We start from the raw sequence: 16,579 nt of genomic DNA, 5'->3' as shown, positions 1-16,579 counted from the left end.
GCGACTGAAAATCGCCACGCTCCTTGAGAACAGAGGAGTCGATGCACGATGGGTGCACCGCTGGAAATTTGTCGTAAGCGAACCGCCGTTGCCGTCCTGGCATCGGGTGTCGTGATCTCGTTGACCGCCATGACGGGCGGGATCGCGCCCGCGTTTGCGGCCCCGAAGAACGATCCTGCGACACCCACGACGACCGTCGTCGTGCCCGAGCCGGAGCAGCAGGCTCCGCAAGAGGAGGCGCCGAAGGAGACGAAGGCGCCCGAGAAGGCGCCGGAGCCGCCCGCCGTCGTCGAGGCACCGCCGCAGACCAAGGCACCTGAGAAGGCTCCCGAGCCACCTGAGGTCGTCGAGGCGCCACCTCAAACGCAGGCACCGCAGACCCAGGCGCCGCAGACCCAGGCGCCGCAAACGCAGGCACCCCAAATCCAAGCGCCGCAGACCCAGGCGCCCGTAACTCGGGCACCCGAAACCCAGTCGTCGACCGCCAAGCCCACGACGGCGGCGTCGAGCACGGCGGCGCCTGCGCCCGCGCCCACTGCCGAAGCGTCCACGCCGCGGACCGCGCACCCGTCCACCGACGAGCAGGCCCCGGCCACGTCGGCCGAGAAGAGCGCGGCACCGGCGCCCTCATCCGAGACGACCACGGCGACCGGCGTCAGCCCGTCGACGGCACTCGTCGCGCCGACGGACGCGAGCCAGGCTCCGGCCAAGAGTGGCGAGCCGTCGACCGAGACCAGTGGATCGCCGAGCCCGGCGACCGAGAGTGAGCCGACGAGCGCGTCGGGCAGCTCCCGCGCCGGCCAGACGGCATCCTCGAGCGTCTCGCAGGCCGCCAAGGAAATCGAGACCGTCGAACCTCAGACGCTGAAGGCGCCCGAGCAGGATGTGGTGTTGGCCAAGAGCGCGAAGCCGGTGGAGGAGCTGCTTCCGGCTCCGGCCCCGAAACAGGACGTCGCCGAGTTCGCCAGGGCGATCGACCTGCCGGACTTCGACCGCGACTTCCGGGACGGGAACGCGTCCCGCAAGGACCGTGACTTCAAGGACCGCGACTTCCGACCCGACGGAGACCGCGACTGGAATCGGCACGTGCGGCAGTGGGACCCGGACTGGGTCCAGTACGACGACTACTACCGCCCGGTGATCTCCAATCCGTACCGGAACACGGTCAAGATCATCTACGTCTATCAAAACGCCCCCCGGATCGTGTACATCCCGCCGTTGGCGAGGATCGTGCTCGAGGTCGCGCAGTTCGCCGCGTACAGCTTCACGGCCATCGTGGACACCGCCATCAACACCGCGGTCAACACCGCCGTCAACGTCGCGGTCGGTAGCTTCTTCGGCGGCGGGTACTTCCCGGGCATCGGGCTGCCGCTGCCACCGCCCCCACCACCGGTCTGGCGGTACGACAACGTCCCCGTCCAGGTGCGCTACTCGAACAACAACGTCTACGAGCCGTTCCGTGTGCAGCGGATCGTCGACGTCGGCAATGACTCGCAGTACGGCGAGCGCAAGGTCCTCCTCGACGGGGTGACGCCGGCGTGGGGCGAGTGGACGCAGAACGCGGCAGGTGAACGGCAGTTCGAGATCCACAAGACGCAGCAGTTCCCCGGCCTGGACGAGCCGCGCGAAGGCCCGTTACCCGGTGACTACCAATTGCGGTTGGCGTCCGACCAGTCGGCGAGCGACGGTTTCACCAGCAGGGACGTCTACCTCATGGCGTCGGCGGGTGTGCTCGGCCTGCTGAGCCTCGGCGCCGTGCTGTGGGCCGTCATGCTCGGTCGTCGGCGCACGCAGCACTAGGGCCTGCTCGCCCGCGGAGGGCGTGGGTGGGGCGGGGTCGCCAGTCGGCCGCATGGTTAGCTGGTGGGTAACACGCGGGTATGGCTGTGTGCCTCGCCGCGCACGCGCGGCGGAGTGCGTAATCGGAGATTAGCTAAACTAGCTAGAGGTCGCCTTCCGCTCGCAGCGCAGTGCGGCGTTGCCACAGTCGACTTGCCGCGGCGAAGAAAACCCATGAGGAGCAGCCACGTGACCCTTAGCACCATCGCGCTCGAACTCGTCCCACCGAACGTGGAACACGGTCGGGAGCAGGCTCTGGAAGACGCGCAGAAAGTGCTGCAAAGCTCAGCGGACTCGGGTCTCGAGGGAGTAATCCGGCACGTCATGATGCCCGGGATGATCGAGGAGGACGACGGCAGGCCCCTCGAGATGAAGCCGAAGATGGACGTGCTGGACTTCTGGTCGATCGTCAAGCCGGAGCTACCCGAGGTGCGGGGTCTGTGCACCCAGGTCACGGCCTTCATGGACGAGCCGACCCTGCGGCAACGTTTGACGGCACTCGGCGACAGCGGCATCGAGGGCATCGCCTTCGTCGGCGTGCCACGCACCATGAACGACGGCGAGGGGTCCGGCGTCGCGCCCACCGATGCGCTCTCGATCTTCGAGGAGCTGGTGGACAACCGCGGCGCGATCCTGATCCCCACCCGCGACGGCGAGCAGGGCCGCTTCGAGTTCAAGTGCAAGCAGGGCGCGACCTACGGCATGACCCAGTTGCTGTACTCGGACGCGATCGTGGGCTTCCTCAACGAGTTTGCCAAGAACACCGAGCACCGGCCCGAGATCCTGTTGTCCTTCGGATTCGTGCCGAAGGTCGAGGAGCGCGTCGGCCTGATCAACTGGCTCATCCAGGATCCGGGGAACGCCGCGGTGGCCGCGGAGCAGGAATTCGTGAAGTCATTGGCCGGCACCGAGCCCGTCCAGCGGCGTCGGCTGATGGTGGACCTGTACAAGCGGGTGATCGACGGTGTCGGGGAGCTCGGCTTTCCGCTGAGCATCCACTTCGAAGCGGCATACGGCGTCAATAAGGCGGCGTTCGACACGTTCGGCGAAATGCTCGCTTACTGGTCGCCAACGCAGGCGTGAATTTAGTGAATTGGTGCGGAAAACAAAAAACCCTGCGCTGAAACCGGATTGAATCCGGCGTCAGCGCAGGGAATTTCGCAAGCTTCTTAGACGGCGGTGACGCCGACTGCCTGGGGACCCTTGGCGCCCTGGGCGATCTCGAACTGAACACGCTGGTTCTCGTCGAGGCTCCGGTAGCCTTCGCTCTGGATCTCGGAGTGGTGGACGAAGACGTCCTGTGCTCCGCCATCAGGCGAGATGAAACCGAAACCCTTTTCGGCGTTGAACCATTTCACAGTTCCCTGTGTCATACTTTTTACTTCTTTCTTCTTACTGAATGAATGTAATTCGATACACCCATGCAGAGAGTCTAGCACCGATCAGGCCTGATCCGTGAGGGCTTCGGAATCACCGGATTTCGCCTCCATCGAATTCCCTGGCGCAGAACATTTCTCGCACGCCAGGGCTGCCGTCGGGGCTGAGGTCAGGGCGTGACCGGCCAGTCCCACACCGACATGTCGCCAGGCGGGTAGTTCATGCACACGTCGGTGGCATGGGCGACCACGCCCTTGTTGTTGAAGAAGACCTTCGCCCAGTTGCCCCAGTGCGTGGCCACCTGCTCGTAGTACACGTTGGTGGCGGTGTCCTCGGAGTACTGCCGGCGACCGGCCCTGTCCAGCGAGAAGAACCAGTGGATGCGGTCCTCGGCCATCTGCTGGATGTCGGCGGGCCGGTTGCTCTTGTCGATCATGTACCGCTCGAAGTACACCGGGCTGGTGTCGCGAACCGCCTGCAGGTATTGCTCGGTGTCGCAATGGGTTTCGAGCATCCGCTTCGGGATCGGATAGTCGTCCGTCGCATCGGCGGAGGCCGGCCCGGCCCACCCCGTCGCCAGCACGCCACAAGCGGCGGCTACCAGCCCGCTGCGGAAAACGAGCCTGCGGATGTCCTTCATCATGACGATCCTCCTGGTGCAGTTGGGACGGTTTCGGGGTTCTTCGGTGGTGGGGACGGCCACGGCGCGGGCACGGGTCGGGACCGCACACGCTGCGGCCACCAGAACCACTTACCGAGCAGCGCGGCGATGGCCGGCGTCATGAGCGAACGGACGATCAGGGTGTCGAAGAGCAGGCCCAACCCGATCGTCGTACCCACCTGTCCGATCACGGTCAGCTCACTGACCGCCATCGACATCATCGTAAACGCGAACACCAGTCCGGCGGAGGTCACGACGGACCCCGTACCGCCCATCGCGCGGATGATGCCCGTGTTCAACCCGGCGTGTATCTCCTCCTTGAAACGGGAGACCAGCAACAGGTTGTAGTCGGCGCCGACGGCCAACAGGATGATCACCGACATCGCCAGCACCATCCAGTGCAGTTCGATGCCGAGGATGTGCTGCCAGATCAGTACCGAGAGCCCGAACGAGGCGCCGAGCGACAACACCACGGTGCCGACGATGACGGCCGACGCCACGACGCTGCGGGTGATGAGCAGCATGATGATGAAGATGAGGGCCAGCGCCGATATCGCGGCGATCATCAGATCGAAGGTGGAGCCGTCGGACATGTCCTTGAAGGTCGCCGCGGTACCTGCGAGATAGACCTTGGAGCCCTCCAGCGGGGTGCCCTTGATGGCTTCCTTTGCCGCCTGCTTGATGGCGTCGATGTGCTCGATGCCCTCCTGGGTCATCGGATCGCCTTCGTGGCTGATGATGAAGCGCACCGAATGTCCGTCCGGCGACAGGAAGTTCTTCATGCCGCGCTTGAACTCGGGGTTGTCGAAGACTTCGGGCGGTAGATAGAACGAGTCGTCGTTCTTCGAGGCGTCGAACGCCTCACCCATGGCGGTCGAGTTGTCCGACATCGCCGTCTGCTGATCCTGCATGCCCTTTTGGGTGGCATACATCGTCAGCATCATCTTCTTCATGTTCTTCATCGTGTCGATCATCGACGGCATCAGCGCGACCATCTGCGGCATCAGCGTGTCCAGGCGCTCCATGTCGGGCATCAGGGCCTGGATGTCGTCGGTCATCGTGTCGATGCCGTCGAGGGTGTCGAAGATCGACCGGATCGACCAGCAGACGGGGATGTCGTAGCAGTGCGGTTCCCAGTAGAAGTAGTTGCGCAGCGGCCGGAAGAAGTCGTCGAAGTTCGAGATGTTGTCCCGCAACTCCTGGATGTCGACGACCATCCCCTTCATCTTGGTGACCATGCTGTGCGTGGTGGCCGCCATCTGCACCGTGATGCCCTGCATCTTGGTCATCGTGTCGATGGTGGTCTGCATGTCGTCGGCCTGTTTCAGCATGTTCGCCATCAGGTCTTGGTTGTACTTCTCGTTCATCTTCTGCGTCGTGCTCTGCATGCTGATCTGGAACGGGATCGAGGTGTGCTCGATCGGTGTTCCCAGCGGCCTGGTGATGGCCTGCACGCGCGAGATGCCCGGGACCCGGAACACCGCCTTGGCGATCTTGTCGACGACCAGGAAGTCCGCGGAGTTGCGCAGGTCGTGGTCACTCTCGATCAACAGCAGTTCGGGGTTCATCCGCGCCTGCGAGAAGTGCCGGTCGGCGGCCGCGTAGCCCTCGTTGGCAGGCAGATCGTTGGGCAGGTAGTTGCGGTCGTTGTAGTTGGTCCGGTAACCGGGCAGGGTCAGCAGGCCCACCAGTGCCAGGGCGATCGTTCCGACCAGGATGGGTCCGGGCCAGCGGACCACCGCGGCGCCGATCTTGCGCCAGCCGCGCACGCGCATCGCCCGCTTGGGCTCCAGCATGCCGAAATGGCTCGCGACCGTCACCACCGCGGGCCCGAGGCTGAGCGCCGCGAGGACGCAGATCACCATGCCGATGGCCAACGGGATGCCGAGTGACTGGAAGTACGGCAGGTTCGTGAAGTGCAGGCAGAACGTGGCGCCAGCGATGGTGAGGCCGGAACCCAACACCACGTGGGCGGTTCCGCCAAACATGGTGTAGTAGGCCGACTCTCGGTCCTCGCCGATACCGCGGGCCTCCTGGTATCTGCCTATCAGGAAGATCGCGTAGTCGGTTGCCGCGGCGATCGCGAGCGTGACGAGCAGGTTGGTCGCGAACGTCGACAGCCCGATGATGTCGTAGAAGCCGAGGAATGCCACGAAACCGCGCGCCGCCGAGAGTTCGAGTACGACCATCACCAGCACGATCAGCACGGTGACGATCGACCGGTAGACGAGCAACAGCATGAGGATGATGACGGAGAACGTGACCAGCTCGATGAGCTGCATGCTTCGGTCGCCGGCGATGTGCTGGTCGGCGGCGAGCGCCGCCGGTCCCGTCACGTACGCCTTCACTCCGTTGGGTGCCTGGACACTGTCCACGATCTTCTGGACGGCCTCGACCGACTCGTTGGCCAGTGCTTCACCCTGGTTGCCTGCCAGGTAGACCTGCACGTAGGCGGCCTTGCCGTCGTTGCTCTGGGATCCCGCCGCGGTCAGCGGGTCGCTCCAGAAGTCCTGGACGTGCTCGACGTGCTTGGGGTCGGCCTGAAGCTTGGCGACCATCTGGTTGTAGAACTCGTGCGCTTCGTCGCCGAGCGGCTGCTGGCCCTCCAGCACGATCATCACCGCGCTGTTGGACTTGAACTCCTGGAACTGCTCGCCGACCTGCTTCATGGCGATCATCGAGGGCGCCTCGTCGGGGCTCATCGACACCGAGCGCATCTGCCCGACCGTCTCGAGCTGCGGGACGATGACGTTCAGGAGGGCGATGACCGCGATCCACACCAGGATGATCGGTATTGACAGCTTGCGGATGATCCGGGGGATGAAGGACCGCTCCGCATGCCGAGCGGTGGGTATCGCGTCGGTGGTGGGCTCGTTGACGGGCTGGCTCACGCGGATTTCACCAGGCAGAAGGTCTGGGCAGTCACGCCGGTCGAGGTCCTCTCATCTTTGACTTCATCATCGACGGTGATGCGGCAGCTGATCGAGTCGCCGTCGCCCTGGGCGACGATGTTCGGCAGGACCGATGGTGCGGTGGTGCTCAACACGAGCGACCACGGCAGCGCGGCGCCGTCGATTCGCTGCGGCTTCGAATCCAGGTCGAGGTAGTTGATGTCGGCGTACGCTCCCGTGCCGAAGATCTCGTACTTCACCACTTTGGGGTTGAACGGTTCGGGATCGTCGGCGAAGTTCTTGGGCGTGACGATGATGCCTTCGGCGCCGAAGAAGCCGCGGATCCGCTGAACGGTGAAACCGGCGACGACCACCACCAGCACGATGACCAGCGGGATCCAGACCCGCTTGAGTACGCGCATCATGACCGCACGAATGCGGAGCCGGAGGCGAGTGCTGCGGTCGTGTTCTTGGCTTCGGCCGCGCTCGTCGGTTTCATCCCCACCTCGCTCTTGTCGGTCACGGCCGGATCTCGTTCCCGCGACAGATTAGCCAATATAACTGATAGATTAGCTGAGTTAAGTTAATCACCGCGACCCTACCTCGTCGCCGCTGCTCGCCGGACATTCTGGGCCACGGAGCGGGGACCAACCAAATGGGTTGCGGGACAAGTGAATCACGCGGCCGGGCGATTGGGGTAAGTGACGATATGAGTGGGCATAGAATGCGCTTTGTGAGAGCAGTGATCTTGGCAACATTCGCGGCGGCAATGGGCCTCGGTTTGGCCGCGCCGGCCAGTGCCGACGTCGACACCGATTTTGCCAATGAGCTGCACACTTACGGCATCTACGGGCAGAAGGACTTCAACGCGTGGATCGGCAAGATCACGTGCAAGCGGCTGCGCACCGGGCTGGACGCGAACGCGTACGAGGCGGCGGTGTTCCTGCATTCGAACCTGCAGAAGGGCAACACCGAGCAGCAGACCTACCAGTTCCTCGGTGCGGCCATCAACTACTACTGCGAGGATCAGCGGCCCGTGCTCACGAGCATCGCGAACAATCCCGCACCACTCCCGGCGCCGGCCGGTGCCGCCTTGCCAGCAGAACAGGGCTGACCGCGCCGGTCCCGGACGGAATGGAGCGCCGGTGAGTCCCGACGTCGGTGTGTACGTGCCCCAGCTGGGCTTCTCGTTCGCCGACGTGCTGCACCGGGCCAAACGGTGCGAGGAATTGGGCATCGGAACGTTGTGGCTCTACGACCACCTGTACGGTCCCGGCGTGCCGAACATTCGGTCGCTGGAGGCCTGGACGCTGGCGACGGCGCTGCTCAGCCGCACCGACCGCCTCCGCGTCGGACACATGGTGCTGTGCAACCAGTTTCGTCACCCAGCGGTGCTGGCGAAGATGGCGACCACCCTCGACCAGATCTCCGATGGCAGGCTGGAACTCGGCATCGGTAGCGGCTCCATGGAGGACGAGCATCAGCGGACGGGACTGCCGTGGGGCAGCTTTCGGGAGCGGTCCGAGCGGCTCGGCGAGACGCTGGAGATCCTGACTCAGGCCTTCGCCAATGAGCGCGTCGACTTTGCAGGCAGCCACTACACGGTGCGCGACATGCCGATCGTGCCCGGGCCGGTCCAACGGCCTCGTCCGCCGATCGTCGTCGGCGGCGTCGGCGAGAAGTACACCCTGCCCCTGGTCGCGCGTTACGCCGACGTGTGGAACGTGCCGACCTACGCGCTTGGGGAGCTCGAGCACAAGGTGGCGGTACTGCGGTCGATCTGCGCGGACATCGGCCGCGACCCCGCCGACATCGTGTTGTCGGTCGAGGCCGTCATGGCCCTTGCCCCCGATCAGGCGTCGCTGGCAGCCGTTCGCGAGGTCGCCGAGCGGCGGTTCGGTGGGCCAGGCTTCGGACTGCGCGAGGGTGGGCTGGTCGGCACGCCGAACCAGATCGTCGACCGCATCAAGCAATGGGAGTCGCTCGGGTTCGGGCAGATCGTGCTCTTCACCCACGACCGCGCGTCCGACGCGACGCTGGATCTGCTCGCGTCGGACGTGATCGGCAACTTGTGACCGTCAGACCCGTACGGTCACCGGCTGCACGTTCCAGATGTCGTCGCAATACTCGGTGATCGCCCGGTCCGACGAGAACTTGCCGCTGCGTGCGGTGTTGAGGATCGACATCTGCGTCCACGCCTCGGTATCCAGCCACGCGGCCGACACCCGATCCTGGGCCTTCACGTACGACGCATAGTCGGCAAGCACCAGGAATGGATCGTCGTGGGTCAGGTTGTCGACGAGCGGCCGGAACACTTCGGTGTCGCCGTCGGAGAACGTTCCGTCGGCGATCAGCTGCAACACCGCGGCCAACTCGTCGTCGGCCGCGACGTAGTCGCCGGGGCGGTAGCCGTCGCGCTTGAGGCGTTCGACCTCGTCGACGTTCAGACCGAAGAGGAAGAAGTTCTCCTCGCCGGCCTCTTCGCGGATCTCGACGTTCGCGCCGTCCAGCGTCCCTATGGTCAGCGCGCCGTTCAGCATGAACTTCATGTTCCCGGTGCCGGAGGCCTCCTTGCCCGCGGTCGAGATCTGCTCGGAGAGATCGGCGGCCGGATAGATCAGGTGAGCGTTCTTCACGTTGAAGTTCGGCACGAACGCGACCTTCAGGTACCGGTTGACGTCCGGATCCGCGTTGACCGTGGCGCCGACGGCGTTGATCAGCTTGATGATTCGCTTGGCCATGAAGTACCCGGGTGCCGCCTTGCCGCCGAAGATGAAGGCGCGCGGCGGGATCTCGAGGCCCGGGTTCTGCTTCAGTCGGTGGTACTGCGTGATGATGTTCAACACGGACAGGTGTTGGCGCTTGTATTCGTGGATGCGCTTCACCTGGACGTCGAACAACCATGCGGGGTCCAACTCGACGCCCGCCGTCGCGCTGACGTATTCGGCGAGCCGGGCCTTGTTCGCGCGCTTGACATCCCGCCACTGCAGCCCGAACTCGGGGCTGGAGGCGTAGGCCTCGAGCCCGCGCAGCCGGTCCAGGTCCGTCAACCATCCCTCGCCGATCGTGCGGTCGATGAGCCGCCGCAGGCCGGGGTTGGACAGCGCAAGGAAGCGACGTGGCGTGACGCCGTTGGTCTTGTTGGAGAAGCGCTCGGGCCACAGCTCGTAGAAGTCCTTCAGGACACTGGCCTTCAGTAGGTCGGAATGCAGCGCCGCTACGCCGTTGATGGCGTGGCTGCCGACCGTCGCGAGATGCGCCATGCGGACGCTCTTGCCGTTGTCCTCGCCGATCAGCGACATCCGCCGCAGGCGGTCGTCGTCGCCGGGAAAGCGTGACCGCACCTCGTCGAGGAACCTGCGGTTGATCTCGTAGACGATCTCGATGTGGCGGGGCAGCGACTCGCCGAACATCGCCAACGGCCAGGTCTCGAGTGCCTCCGGAAGCAGCGTGTGGTTGGTGTAGCCGAACGTCTCCACCGTGATCGTCCAGGCCTCGTCCCAGTCGAGGTGACGTTCGTCGACGAGGATCCGCATCAGCTCGGCAACGCCGATCGAGGGATGGGTGTCGTTGAGCTGCAAGGCGAATCGCTGGGGCAGCTCTCGCACCGACACATCGGCGAGGTCATCGAGGATGTGCACGACGTGCTGCAGCGAGCACGACACGAAGAAGTACTGCTGGAGCAGGCGTAGCCGCTTGCCCGCCTCCGGTTCGTCGTTGGGGTACAGCACCTTCGTGACGGTCTCCGAGGTGACCTCTTGTTCGACGGCCTTGTAGTAGTCGCCGGTGTTGAAGGCTTCCAGTGCAAAGGATTCGATGGCGCGGGCGCTCCACAGTGTCAGCACGTTGCAGGTGTGGACGCCGTAACCCTGGATGGGCGTGTCGTATGCGATGCCCTTCATCGCGGTCTTCGGCAGCCAGCGCACGCGCTGGACGCCGGTCGCGTCGACGTAGCGCTCGGTGTGGCCACCCCAGCCGACGCGGTAGTTCACGTCGGGTTTGGCGATCTCCCAGGCGTTTCCATTGACCAGCCAGTTGTCGGTCTTCTCGATCTGCCAACCGTCGTGGAAGTCCTGATCGAAGATGCCGAACTCGTAGCGGATGCCGTAACCGATGGCAGGACGCTCCAGCGTGGCCAGCGAGTCCAGATAACACGCGGCGAGGCGGCCGAGGCCACCGTTGCCAAGGCCAGGCTCCTCTTCACACGCGAGCACCTCGTCGTAATCCTGGCCGAGTGCATCGAGCGCCGCGCGCGCAACGTCCTCGATCCGCAAGCTGAGCAGGTTGTTGCCCAGCTGTGGCCCCATCAGGAACTCAGCCGACAGGTAGCAGGTCACCTTGCGCCCGAGATCGAGCGACGTCTGCGTGGAGGCCATTCGGTTGTCCTGCATGCGGTCTCGCACGGCCAACGCGGTCGCGCGGTAATAGTGCTCGGGTCGCAAGGCGGCCGCCGGACGCCCGATCGAGTAGCGCAGATGGTCGACGATGGCCTGTCTCAGGTCGTCGACGTCCAATCCGGCGCGTACGGCGGATGTCTCGGCAGAAGTGTGCACGACGTCAGTCACCGCGCGATTCTCACACCCGCGCGTGCACGCCAGACCGGCATCGGGAGTCGCCGAGATGAACGGCGCACCACCGGCTCACGGCGTCAGTCGGCGCCCTTGCCGTTGTCGACGCGGTACACCGCACCGTGGATGGCTGCCGCGTCGTCACTGGCGAGGAACGCGATGGTCTTGGCGACGTCGGCGGTCTCCATGAACCCGCGAGGGGAGGCGATCCGCAGGATGAGGTCCCAGTCGGCGTTGTCCGGTGCTTGGAATTCCGTCGTCTGTGCGGTCGGCATGCCGCCGGGGCACACCGCGTTGACGCGAATCTTCGCCTTCGTGAATTCGACTGCCAGCGCCCGGGTCAGACCGATCAGGCCGTGCTTGGCTGCGCAGTAACCGGCCGAGTACACCTCGCCCTCGACACCCGCGATCGACGCGACGTTGACGATGTTGCCCGCGGTCTCGAGCAGGTGGGGCAGTGCCGCGCGGCAAAGGTAGAAGGGGCCGTTCAGGTTGACCGCGAGGTCGCGCTCCCAGTCGTCGTCGGACATCGTCGGCGTATGGCGCATCTGATGGAAGCCGGCGACGTTGACCAGCACGTCGAGCCTGCCGAACTCCGATACGCAGTCCGCCACCGCCTGCCGGCACGCGGCAGGCGTGGTGATGTCCACCGACGCGTACTTGCCGCCCGGTACCTCGGCGAACACGGCGGCAATGCGCTCCGCGTCGCGCGCGATGCCGAACACCGATGCGCCCCGCTCGGCGAACAACGTGGCCGTCGCCGCGCCCAGTCCCGACGACGTTCCGGTGATCAGGGCGACCTTGCCCTCGAGTGACTTCATGGCTGCACCTTCTCATGGCGCCGTGCGTGCGCCGATGCCACGTCGGACAAAGCGGTGACTTTGCTGGGGCACACTGCGATACTCGTCGGCATGACGATCGCCCGCGTGCTCGCAGTCGCCGCCGTCTTGGCGAGTGTGATGTTCGGATCCGCCGGACCGGCCCATGCCGATCAGGTGATGGAGGGCATCTACACCTACACCCAGGGCGACATCGTCGCCGACTGGACCATTTACCCGACGTGCGTTCCCACGGTCGGCGACCTGCGGGTCAACCTGGAGCTGCCGGTGGCCTGCACGCTGCACGTCGCAGCCACTCCGTCGACGAAGGTCAGTCCCGGCGCAGCGCGATTGACCGGTGGTGTCTGGTCCTACTCGGTCAACATGCTGGACGGCTTCAAGTGCCCGGACGGCAGCACGGCGCCGCAGCTGGACATCTACGAGTTCGACGACCTCACCATGACCGGTACGCGATCGCTGTCGCACAACGACGTGTGCGGTGTGCCCGCCAACATCGAAACGCACCCGTTCACGCTGGCCTACAAGGGGCCGCTGCCGATCCCGGTCCAGCGCTACCCGCTCTACTGCGAGCCCGGCGGTCTCCGGCGCTGCTTCTGAGGCGGGTTTGGCTCAGACCGTGAAGCCGCCGTCCACGTTCCAATTGGCGCCCGTCACGTAGCCTGCTTCCGGCCCTGCCAGGAAGCCGACCACACTGGCAATGTCTTGGGTCCGGCCGTAGTGCCCGACGGCGAGCAACGCCATTGCCGCCTCGGCGAACGGGCCGTCCTCGGGATTCATGTCGGTGGCAATGGGCCCCGGTTGGACGTTGTTGACCGTGATTCCGCGGGGCCCGAGTTCGCGGGCGAGCCCACGCGTCATTCCGGCGACCGCCGCTTTGGTCATGGCGTATACCGAGAAGCCGGCCTGCGGCACCCGGTCGGCATTGATGCTGCCGATGTTGATGATGCGGCCGCCCTCGCCGAGGTGCGGAACGGCCCGCTGGGTTGCGGTGAAGATGCTCTTGACGTTGATCGCGACCATCCGGTCGAACTGTTCCATCGGGAACGACTCGATGTCGGCGCCGTATGCCACGCCGGCGTTGTTGACCAGAATGTCCAGCCCGCCAAGCGACGACACCGTCTCGTCGACCGACCTGACGACCTGCTCTGCGTCGGCACTATCGGCCTGAATCGCGACCGCGGTTCCACCGCCGGCCTCGACCTCGGCGGTCAACTTCTCGGCCTCCACGGCCGATGCGCCATAGGTGAAGGCGACGGCGGCACCGTCGGCGGCCAACCGGCGCACGATCTCGGCGCCGATGCCGCGCGAGCCGCCCGTCACCAGCGCCCGGCGTCCCGTCAGCGGTAGCGCGCTCGTCGTGCCCTCGGATGTTGCGGTCATCTCGTGTCCTTTCGGTGCCGGTCCATGCTCGGACCGATCATGCTTGACGTCCGACGTGGTCAATGCGCGCCACGTCGCGATCATTCCCCTCCTGCCCCGGTTTTGCCCGCTGGAGCAGCGAACCCGCCTATGGTGAAGCCGGTAACCGAAGACAACGCAGCTAACCGTGGAAGGCGGCAGATGACCAAGCGGGTCGTGGTCTGGGGCACGGGTTTCGTCGGCAAGATGGTGATCACGGAGATCGTCAAGCACCCGCAGTTCGACCTCGTCGGGGTCGGCGTCAGCAATCCCGAGAAGGTTGGCCGCGACGTCGGTGAGATATGCGGCCTAGGTAGGTCGTTGGCGCTGACGGCCACCGACGACGTCGACGCGCTGATCGCACTGCGGCCCGACGCGCTGGTGCACTACGGCCCGACGGCTGCGCACGCCGACGACAACATCGCGCTCATCACCCGCTTCCTGCGCGCGGGCATCGATGTGTGCTCCACGTCGATGACGCCGTGGGTGTGGCCGAAGATGGCGCTGAACCCGCCGAATTGGATTCAACCGATCACCGACGCGTGCGAGGCCGGGCAGTCGTCGTGCTTCACCACCGGCATTGATCCCGGGTTCGCCAATGACCTCTTCCCGATGACGCTGATGGGGTTGTGCTCGGAGATCCGCACGGTGCGGGCCTCCGAACTGCTGGACTACACCAACTACGAAGGTGACTACGAGTACGAGATGGGCATCGGCAAACCGCCCGAGCACCGCCCGCTGCTCGAGACGCCGGACATCCTCGTCTTCGCCTGGGGCGCAACGGTTCCGATGATCGCCCACGCGGCGGGCATCGAACTCGACGGCATCACCACGACCTGGGACAAGTGGGTGACGCCGAACGAACGCAAGACCGCGAAGGGGATCATCGCACCGGGCAACGTCGCCGCGGTCCGGTTCACCATCAACGGCGTGTTCAAGGGCGAGACCCGCATCCAGTTGGAGCACGTCAACCGGATCGGCGACGACGCGGCGCCGGACTGGCCGTCGGGCAACGAGAACGACGTCTACCGCGTCGACATCCAGGGCACCCCAAGCATCTTCCAGGAGACGGCGTTCCGGTTCACCGACGGCTCCGGCCGCGACGCGGCAGCGGCCGGCTGCCTGGCGACCGGCCTTCGCGCTCTCAACGCGGTGCCGGCCGTCAACGATCTGCCGCCGGGCTGGGTCACCCCATTGGATCTCCCGCTGATCGCGGGAGCGGGCACGATTCGCTGACATGGCTTCCGGGTTAGGTCTTTCGATCGGTGCCACCAACCTCACCGCAGTGGTGGTCGACCGGGCGGCGGTGACGCGAACGGCCGTGCTGACGCGGTATCCGCACCGGCCGCCCGAGGTTGGCCTGCCCAGCGAGAACCCGAATCTGGCGAGTGAACGTGGCTTGATCATCAACGGCTTCGTCGACCGGGTCGGAGATCCGGTGGGAATCGTTGCCTCCGACGGGTCGTCGCACCGCGCCGAGGTGCTGCTCGCCGACGCACTGCGCTCGATGCTGTACGCCGTGACCCGCGGCCAACCACCCGCGGGTCCGGTCGGCGTCGCCCATCCCGCGCACTGGCGGCCGCCGGCCGTCGATGCGCTGCGTGGCGCGCTCGCGGCGGTGCCCGAATTCGGCACCCCCGCACCGCTGTTCTCGGACGCCGTGGCCGCCTTGACGGCGCTGCAACACGCCCCGGGTGTCCCCGCCCGCGGGGTGATCGCGCTGTGCGACTTCGGCGGCACGGGCACCAGCATCACCCTCGCCGACGCCGGGCACGGATTCGCACCCCTTGCCCCGACGGTCCGATATCCCGACCTGTCCGGCGACCTGATTGATCAGGCGCTGCTCACCCGCGTGATCGCCGACCTGTCGGAAGCGGGCTCGATGGATCTGTCGGGCACCTCGGCCATCGGGTCGCTCACCCGGCTCCGGGCGCAATGCCGGGCGGCCAAGGAGCGGCTGTCCACCGCCGCGGTGACCTCCCTGACCGCCGATCTGCCCGCGCATCGCGGCGAGGTTCGACTCACCCGCAACGAACTCGATGACGCGATCCGCCCGCCGCTGGCCGGGTTCATGGATGAGCTGCAGGATACGTTGCAGCGCAGCGGAATTCGTCCAGCAGATCTGGTTGCCGTGGCGTCGGTCGGCGGCGGTGCGCGCATTCCGATCATCACGACGACGCTGTCGGAGCACCTGCGGGTCCCCATCGTGACCGGTGCGCAGCCCGAGTTGGCTGCCGCCATCGGGTCGGGACTCAAAGCCGCGCGCGGCACGGTCGAGGAAGGCGCCACCTCGATGGCCGCGCTGCCCGCGGTCGGGGCCGCCGCTGCCGCGACCGCTGCTGCCGCGGCCGTCGCGCCCAACCCGGCGGAGCAGGCGACGTCGGGTACACCCGCGGCGTTGGCGTGGTCAGACGCCCAGGACATTCCGGACGTGGCACCCGCACCGGACTACGGCGACGAGGCGGCCTTCGGCGCCGGCCAGCTAGGTGACGGCCCACGTCCCCTGATCGCGTTCGCGGAGCCGGACGAGCCCGACCGGGATGGGGCCGCGCCGCTGCCCTGGTACCGCCATCCGTTCGTCATCGTCGCCGCGGGCATCGCGGTGTTGCTTGCGGCGATCGCCGCGGCCATCGTGTTGCTCAACCGGGACGACGACCCAACGCCCTCGACCATCACGACGCCGACCACCACACCGTCGATCACGGCTACCGTGCCGTCCACCCCCGCGCCGCTCCCGCCCCCGGCGGAGCCCGCGCCGGCGCAGCCCCAGGCGCCACAAACCCGAACGGTCGTCCCGCGGCCACAACCCCCTGTGACGGTCACCGAGTCCCCGCCACCCCCGCCTCCGCCCACCGAGGAACCGCCACCACCTCCACCCGAGACACCGCCCCCTCCGCCGCCGGAAACGACGCAGCCGCCGTTGATCCCGACGCTGCCGTACGAGACGATTCCCGGTCTGCCGTTCGTTCCGGCGCCTTTCCAGCCGCCGCCGCCCTAGGCTCGCGC

14 protein-coding genes are annotated in these 16,579 nt (G+C 66.0%); 7 read left to right on the top strand and 7 right to left on the bottom strand.

What is annotated here, in order from left to right; genetic code table 11:
* Positions 1-48 precede the first annotated feature (48 nt).
* Both N536_RS0119725 and N536_RS0119720 read left to right on the top strand, forming a co-directional pair.
* Positions 49-1,800, top strand: coding sequence for a hypothetical protein (locus N536_RS0119725; RefSeq protein ID WP_029115186.1), 1,752 nt, complete (start codon positions 49-51; stop codon positions 1,798-1,800).
* A 228-nt stretch (positions 1,801-2,028) separates the two neighbouring features.
* Positions 2,029-2,922, top strand: coding sequence for a mycobacterial-type methylenetetrahydrofolate reductase (locus tag N536_RS0119720; protein ID WP_029115185.1), 894 nt, complete (start codon positions 2,029-2,031; stop codon positions 2,920-2,922).
* A gap of 86 nt (positions 2,923-3,008) precedes the next feature.
* Here N536_RS0119720 and N536_RS0119715 read toward each other — a convergent pair whose 3' ends face one another.
* The 4 genes from N536_RS0119715 to N536_RS0119700 all read right to left on the bottom strand — a co-directional run bounded on the left by N536_RS0119715 (position 3,009) and on the right by N536_RS0119700 (position 7,193).
* Complete coding sequence (locus tag N536_RS0119715) at positions 3,009-3,212, bottom strand: cold-shock protein (RefSeq protein WP_029115184.1); 204 nt, start codon at positions 3,210-3,212, stop codon at positions 3,009-3,011.
* A gap of 173 nt (positions 3,213-3,385) precedes the next feature.
* Complete coding sequence (locus N536_RS0119710) at positions 3,386-3,856, bottom strand: DUF5078 domain-containing protein (RefSeq protein WP_029115183.1); 471 nt, start codon at positions 3,854-3,856, stop codon at positions 3,386-3,388.
* On the bottom strand, positions 3,856-6,768 hold the full coding sequence (locus N536_RS0119705) for an RND family transporter (RefSeq protein WP_029115182.1): 2,913 nt from the start codon (positions 6,766-6,768) through the stop codon (positions 3,856-3,858). Before N536_RS0119705 ends, N536_RS0119710 begins: the two co-directional genes overlap by 1 nt.
* On the bottom strand, positions 6,765-7,193 hold the full coding sequence (locus tag N536_RS0119700) for an MmpS family protein (protein ID WP_029115181.1): 429 nt from the start codon (positions 7,191-7,193) through the stop codon (positions 6,765-6,767). The genes N536_RS0119705 and N536_RS0119700 overlap by 4 nt, the downstream gene beginning before the upstream one ends.
* A gap of 299 nt (positions 7,194-7,492) precedes the next feature.
* On the opposite strand from N536_RS0119700, the gene N536_RS38940 reads away from it, so the two are divergent.
* Both N536_RS38940 and N536_RS0119685 read left to right on the top strand, forming a co-directional pair.
* The gene (locus tag N536_RS38940; protein WP_081809283.1) at positions 7,493-7,882 is read left to right on the top strand and encodes a DUF732 domain-containing protein; all 390 of its coding nucleotides are present in this window, start codon (positions 7,493-7,495) and stop codon (positions 7,880-7,882) included.
* 31 nt (positions 7,883-7,913) lie between these two features.
* Positions 7,914-8,843, top strand: a complete 930-nt coding sequence (locus N536_RS0119685; RefSeq protein WP_029115180.1) for an LLM class flavin-dependent oxidoreductase — start codon at positions 7,914-7,916, stop codon at positions 8,841-8,843.
* A 3-nt stretch (positions 8,844-8,846) separates the two neighbouring features.
* On the opposite strand, the gene N536_RS0119680 is transcribed toward N536_RS0119685, so the two are convergent.
* Together N536_RS0119680 and N536_RS0119675 are read right to left on the bottom strand one after the other, a co-directional pair.
* The gene (locus N536_RS0119680; protein WP_029115179.1) at positions 8,847-11,321 is read right to left on the bottom strand and encodes a glycogen/starch/alpha-glucan phosphorylase; all 2,475 of its coding nucleotides are present in this window, start codon (positions 11,319-11,321) and stop codon (positions 8,847-8,849) included.
* A 95-nt stretch (positions 11,322-11,416) separates the two neighbouring features.
* A complete protein-coding gene (locus N536_RS0119675; RefSeq protein WP_029115178.1) occupies positions 11,417-12,157 on the bottom strand; it encodes an SDR family NAD(P)-dependent oxidoreductase in 741 nt (246 codons plus the stop codon).
* Positions 12,158-12,247: 90 nt separating this feature from the next.
* Between N536_RS0119675 and N536_RS0119670 the strand changes: the two genes are divergently transcribed.
* The gene (locus tag N536_RS0119670) at positions 12,248-12,772 is read left to right on the top strand and encodes a hypothetical protein (protein ID WP_029115177.1); all 525 of its coding nucleotides are present in this window, start codon (positions 12,248-12,250) and stop codon (positions 12,770-12,772) included.
* Positions 12,773-12,784: 12 nt separating this feature from the next.
* Here N536_RS0119670 and N536_RS0119665 read toward each other — a convergent pair whose 3' ends face one another.
* Positions 12,785-13,555, bottom strand: coding sequence for a 3-oxoacyl-ACP reductase family protein (locus N536_RS0119665; RefSeq protein WP_051574630.1), 771 nt, complete (start codon positions 13,553-13,555; stop codon positions 12,785-12,787).
* Between the two features lie 180 nt (positions 13,556-13,735).
* Between N536_RS0119665 and N536_RS0119660 the strand changes: the two genes are divergently transcribed.
* Complete coding sequence (locus N536_RS0119660) at positions 13,736-14,809, top strand: dihydrodipicolinate reductase (RefSeq protein ID WP_029115175.1); 1,074 nt, start codon at positions 13,736-13,738, stop codon at positions 14,807-14,809.
* 1 nt (position 14,810) lies between these two features.
* On the top strand, positions 14,811-16,571 hold the full coding sequence (locus tag N536_RS0119655) for an Hsp70 family protein (RefSeq protein ID WP_029115174.1): 1,761 nt from the start codon (positions 14,811-14,813) through the stop codon (positions 16,569-16,571).
* The last annotated feature ends 8 nt before the right edge of the window (positions 16,572-16,579 follow it).

The sequence above is a fragment of the Mycobacterium sp. URHB0044 genome, from assembly GCF_000620625.1.
Taxonomy (GTDB): domain Bacteria; phylum Actinomycetota; class Actinomycetes; order Mycobacteriales; family Mycobacteriaceae; genus Mycobacterium.
The sequence above is the reverse complement of the archived record's forward strand: the minus strand, read 5'-3'. Positions and strand labels throughout refer to the sequence as shown.

Coding starts and splice junctions, on each gene's coding strand:
- N536_RS0119660 (WP_029115175.1), top strand. CDS start 13,736: ATGACCAAGCGGGTCGTGGTCTGGGGCACGGGTTTCGTCGGCAAGATG.
- N536_RS0119715 (WP_029115184.1), bottom strand. CDS start 3,212: ATGACACAGGGAACTGTGAAATGGTTCAACGCCGAAAAGGGTTTCGGT.
- N536_RS0119725 (WP_029115186.1), top strand. CDS start 49: ATGGGTGCACCGCTGGAAATTTGTCGTAAGCGAACCGCCGTTGCCGTC.
- N536_RS0119675 (WP_029115178.1), bottom strand. CDS start 12,157: ATGAAGTCACTCGAGGGCAAGGTCGCCCTGATCACCGGAACGTCGTCG.
- N536_RS0119655 (WP_029115174.1), top strand. CDS start 14,811: ATGGCTTCCGGGTTAGGTCTTTCGATCGGTGCCACCAACCTCACCGCA.
- N536_RS0119670 (WP_029115177.1), top strand. CDS start 12,248: ATGACGATCGCCCGCGTGCTCGCAGTCGCCGCCGTCTTGGCGAGTGTG.
- N536_RS0119700 (WP_029115181.1), bottom strand. CDS start 7,193: ATGATGCGCGTACTCAAGCGGGTCTGGATCCCGCTGGTCATCGTGCTG.
- N536_RS38940 (WP_081809283.1), top strand. CDS start 7,493: ATGCGCTTTGTGAGAGCAGTGATCTTGGCAACATTCGCGGCGGCAATG.
- N536_RS0119665 (WP_051574630.1), bottom strand. CDS start 13,555: ATGACCGCAACATCCGAGGGCACGACGAGCGCGCTACCGCTGACGGGA.
- N536_RS0119710 (WP_029115183.1), bottom strand. CDS start 3,856: ATGAAGGACATCCGCAGGCTCGTTTTCCGCAGCGGGCTGGTAGCCGCC.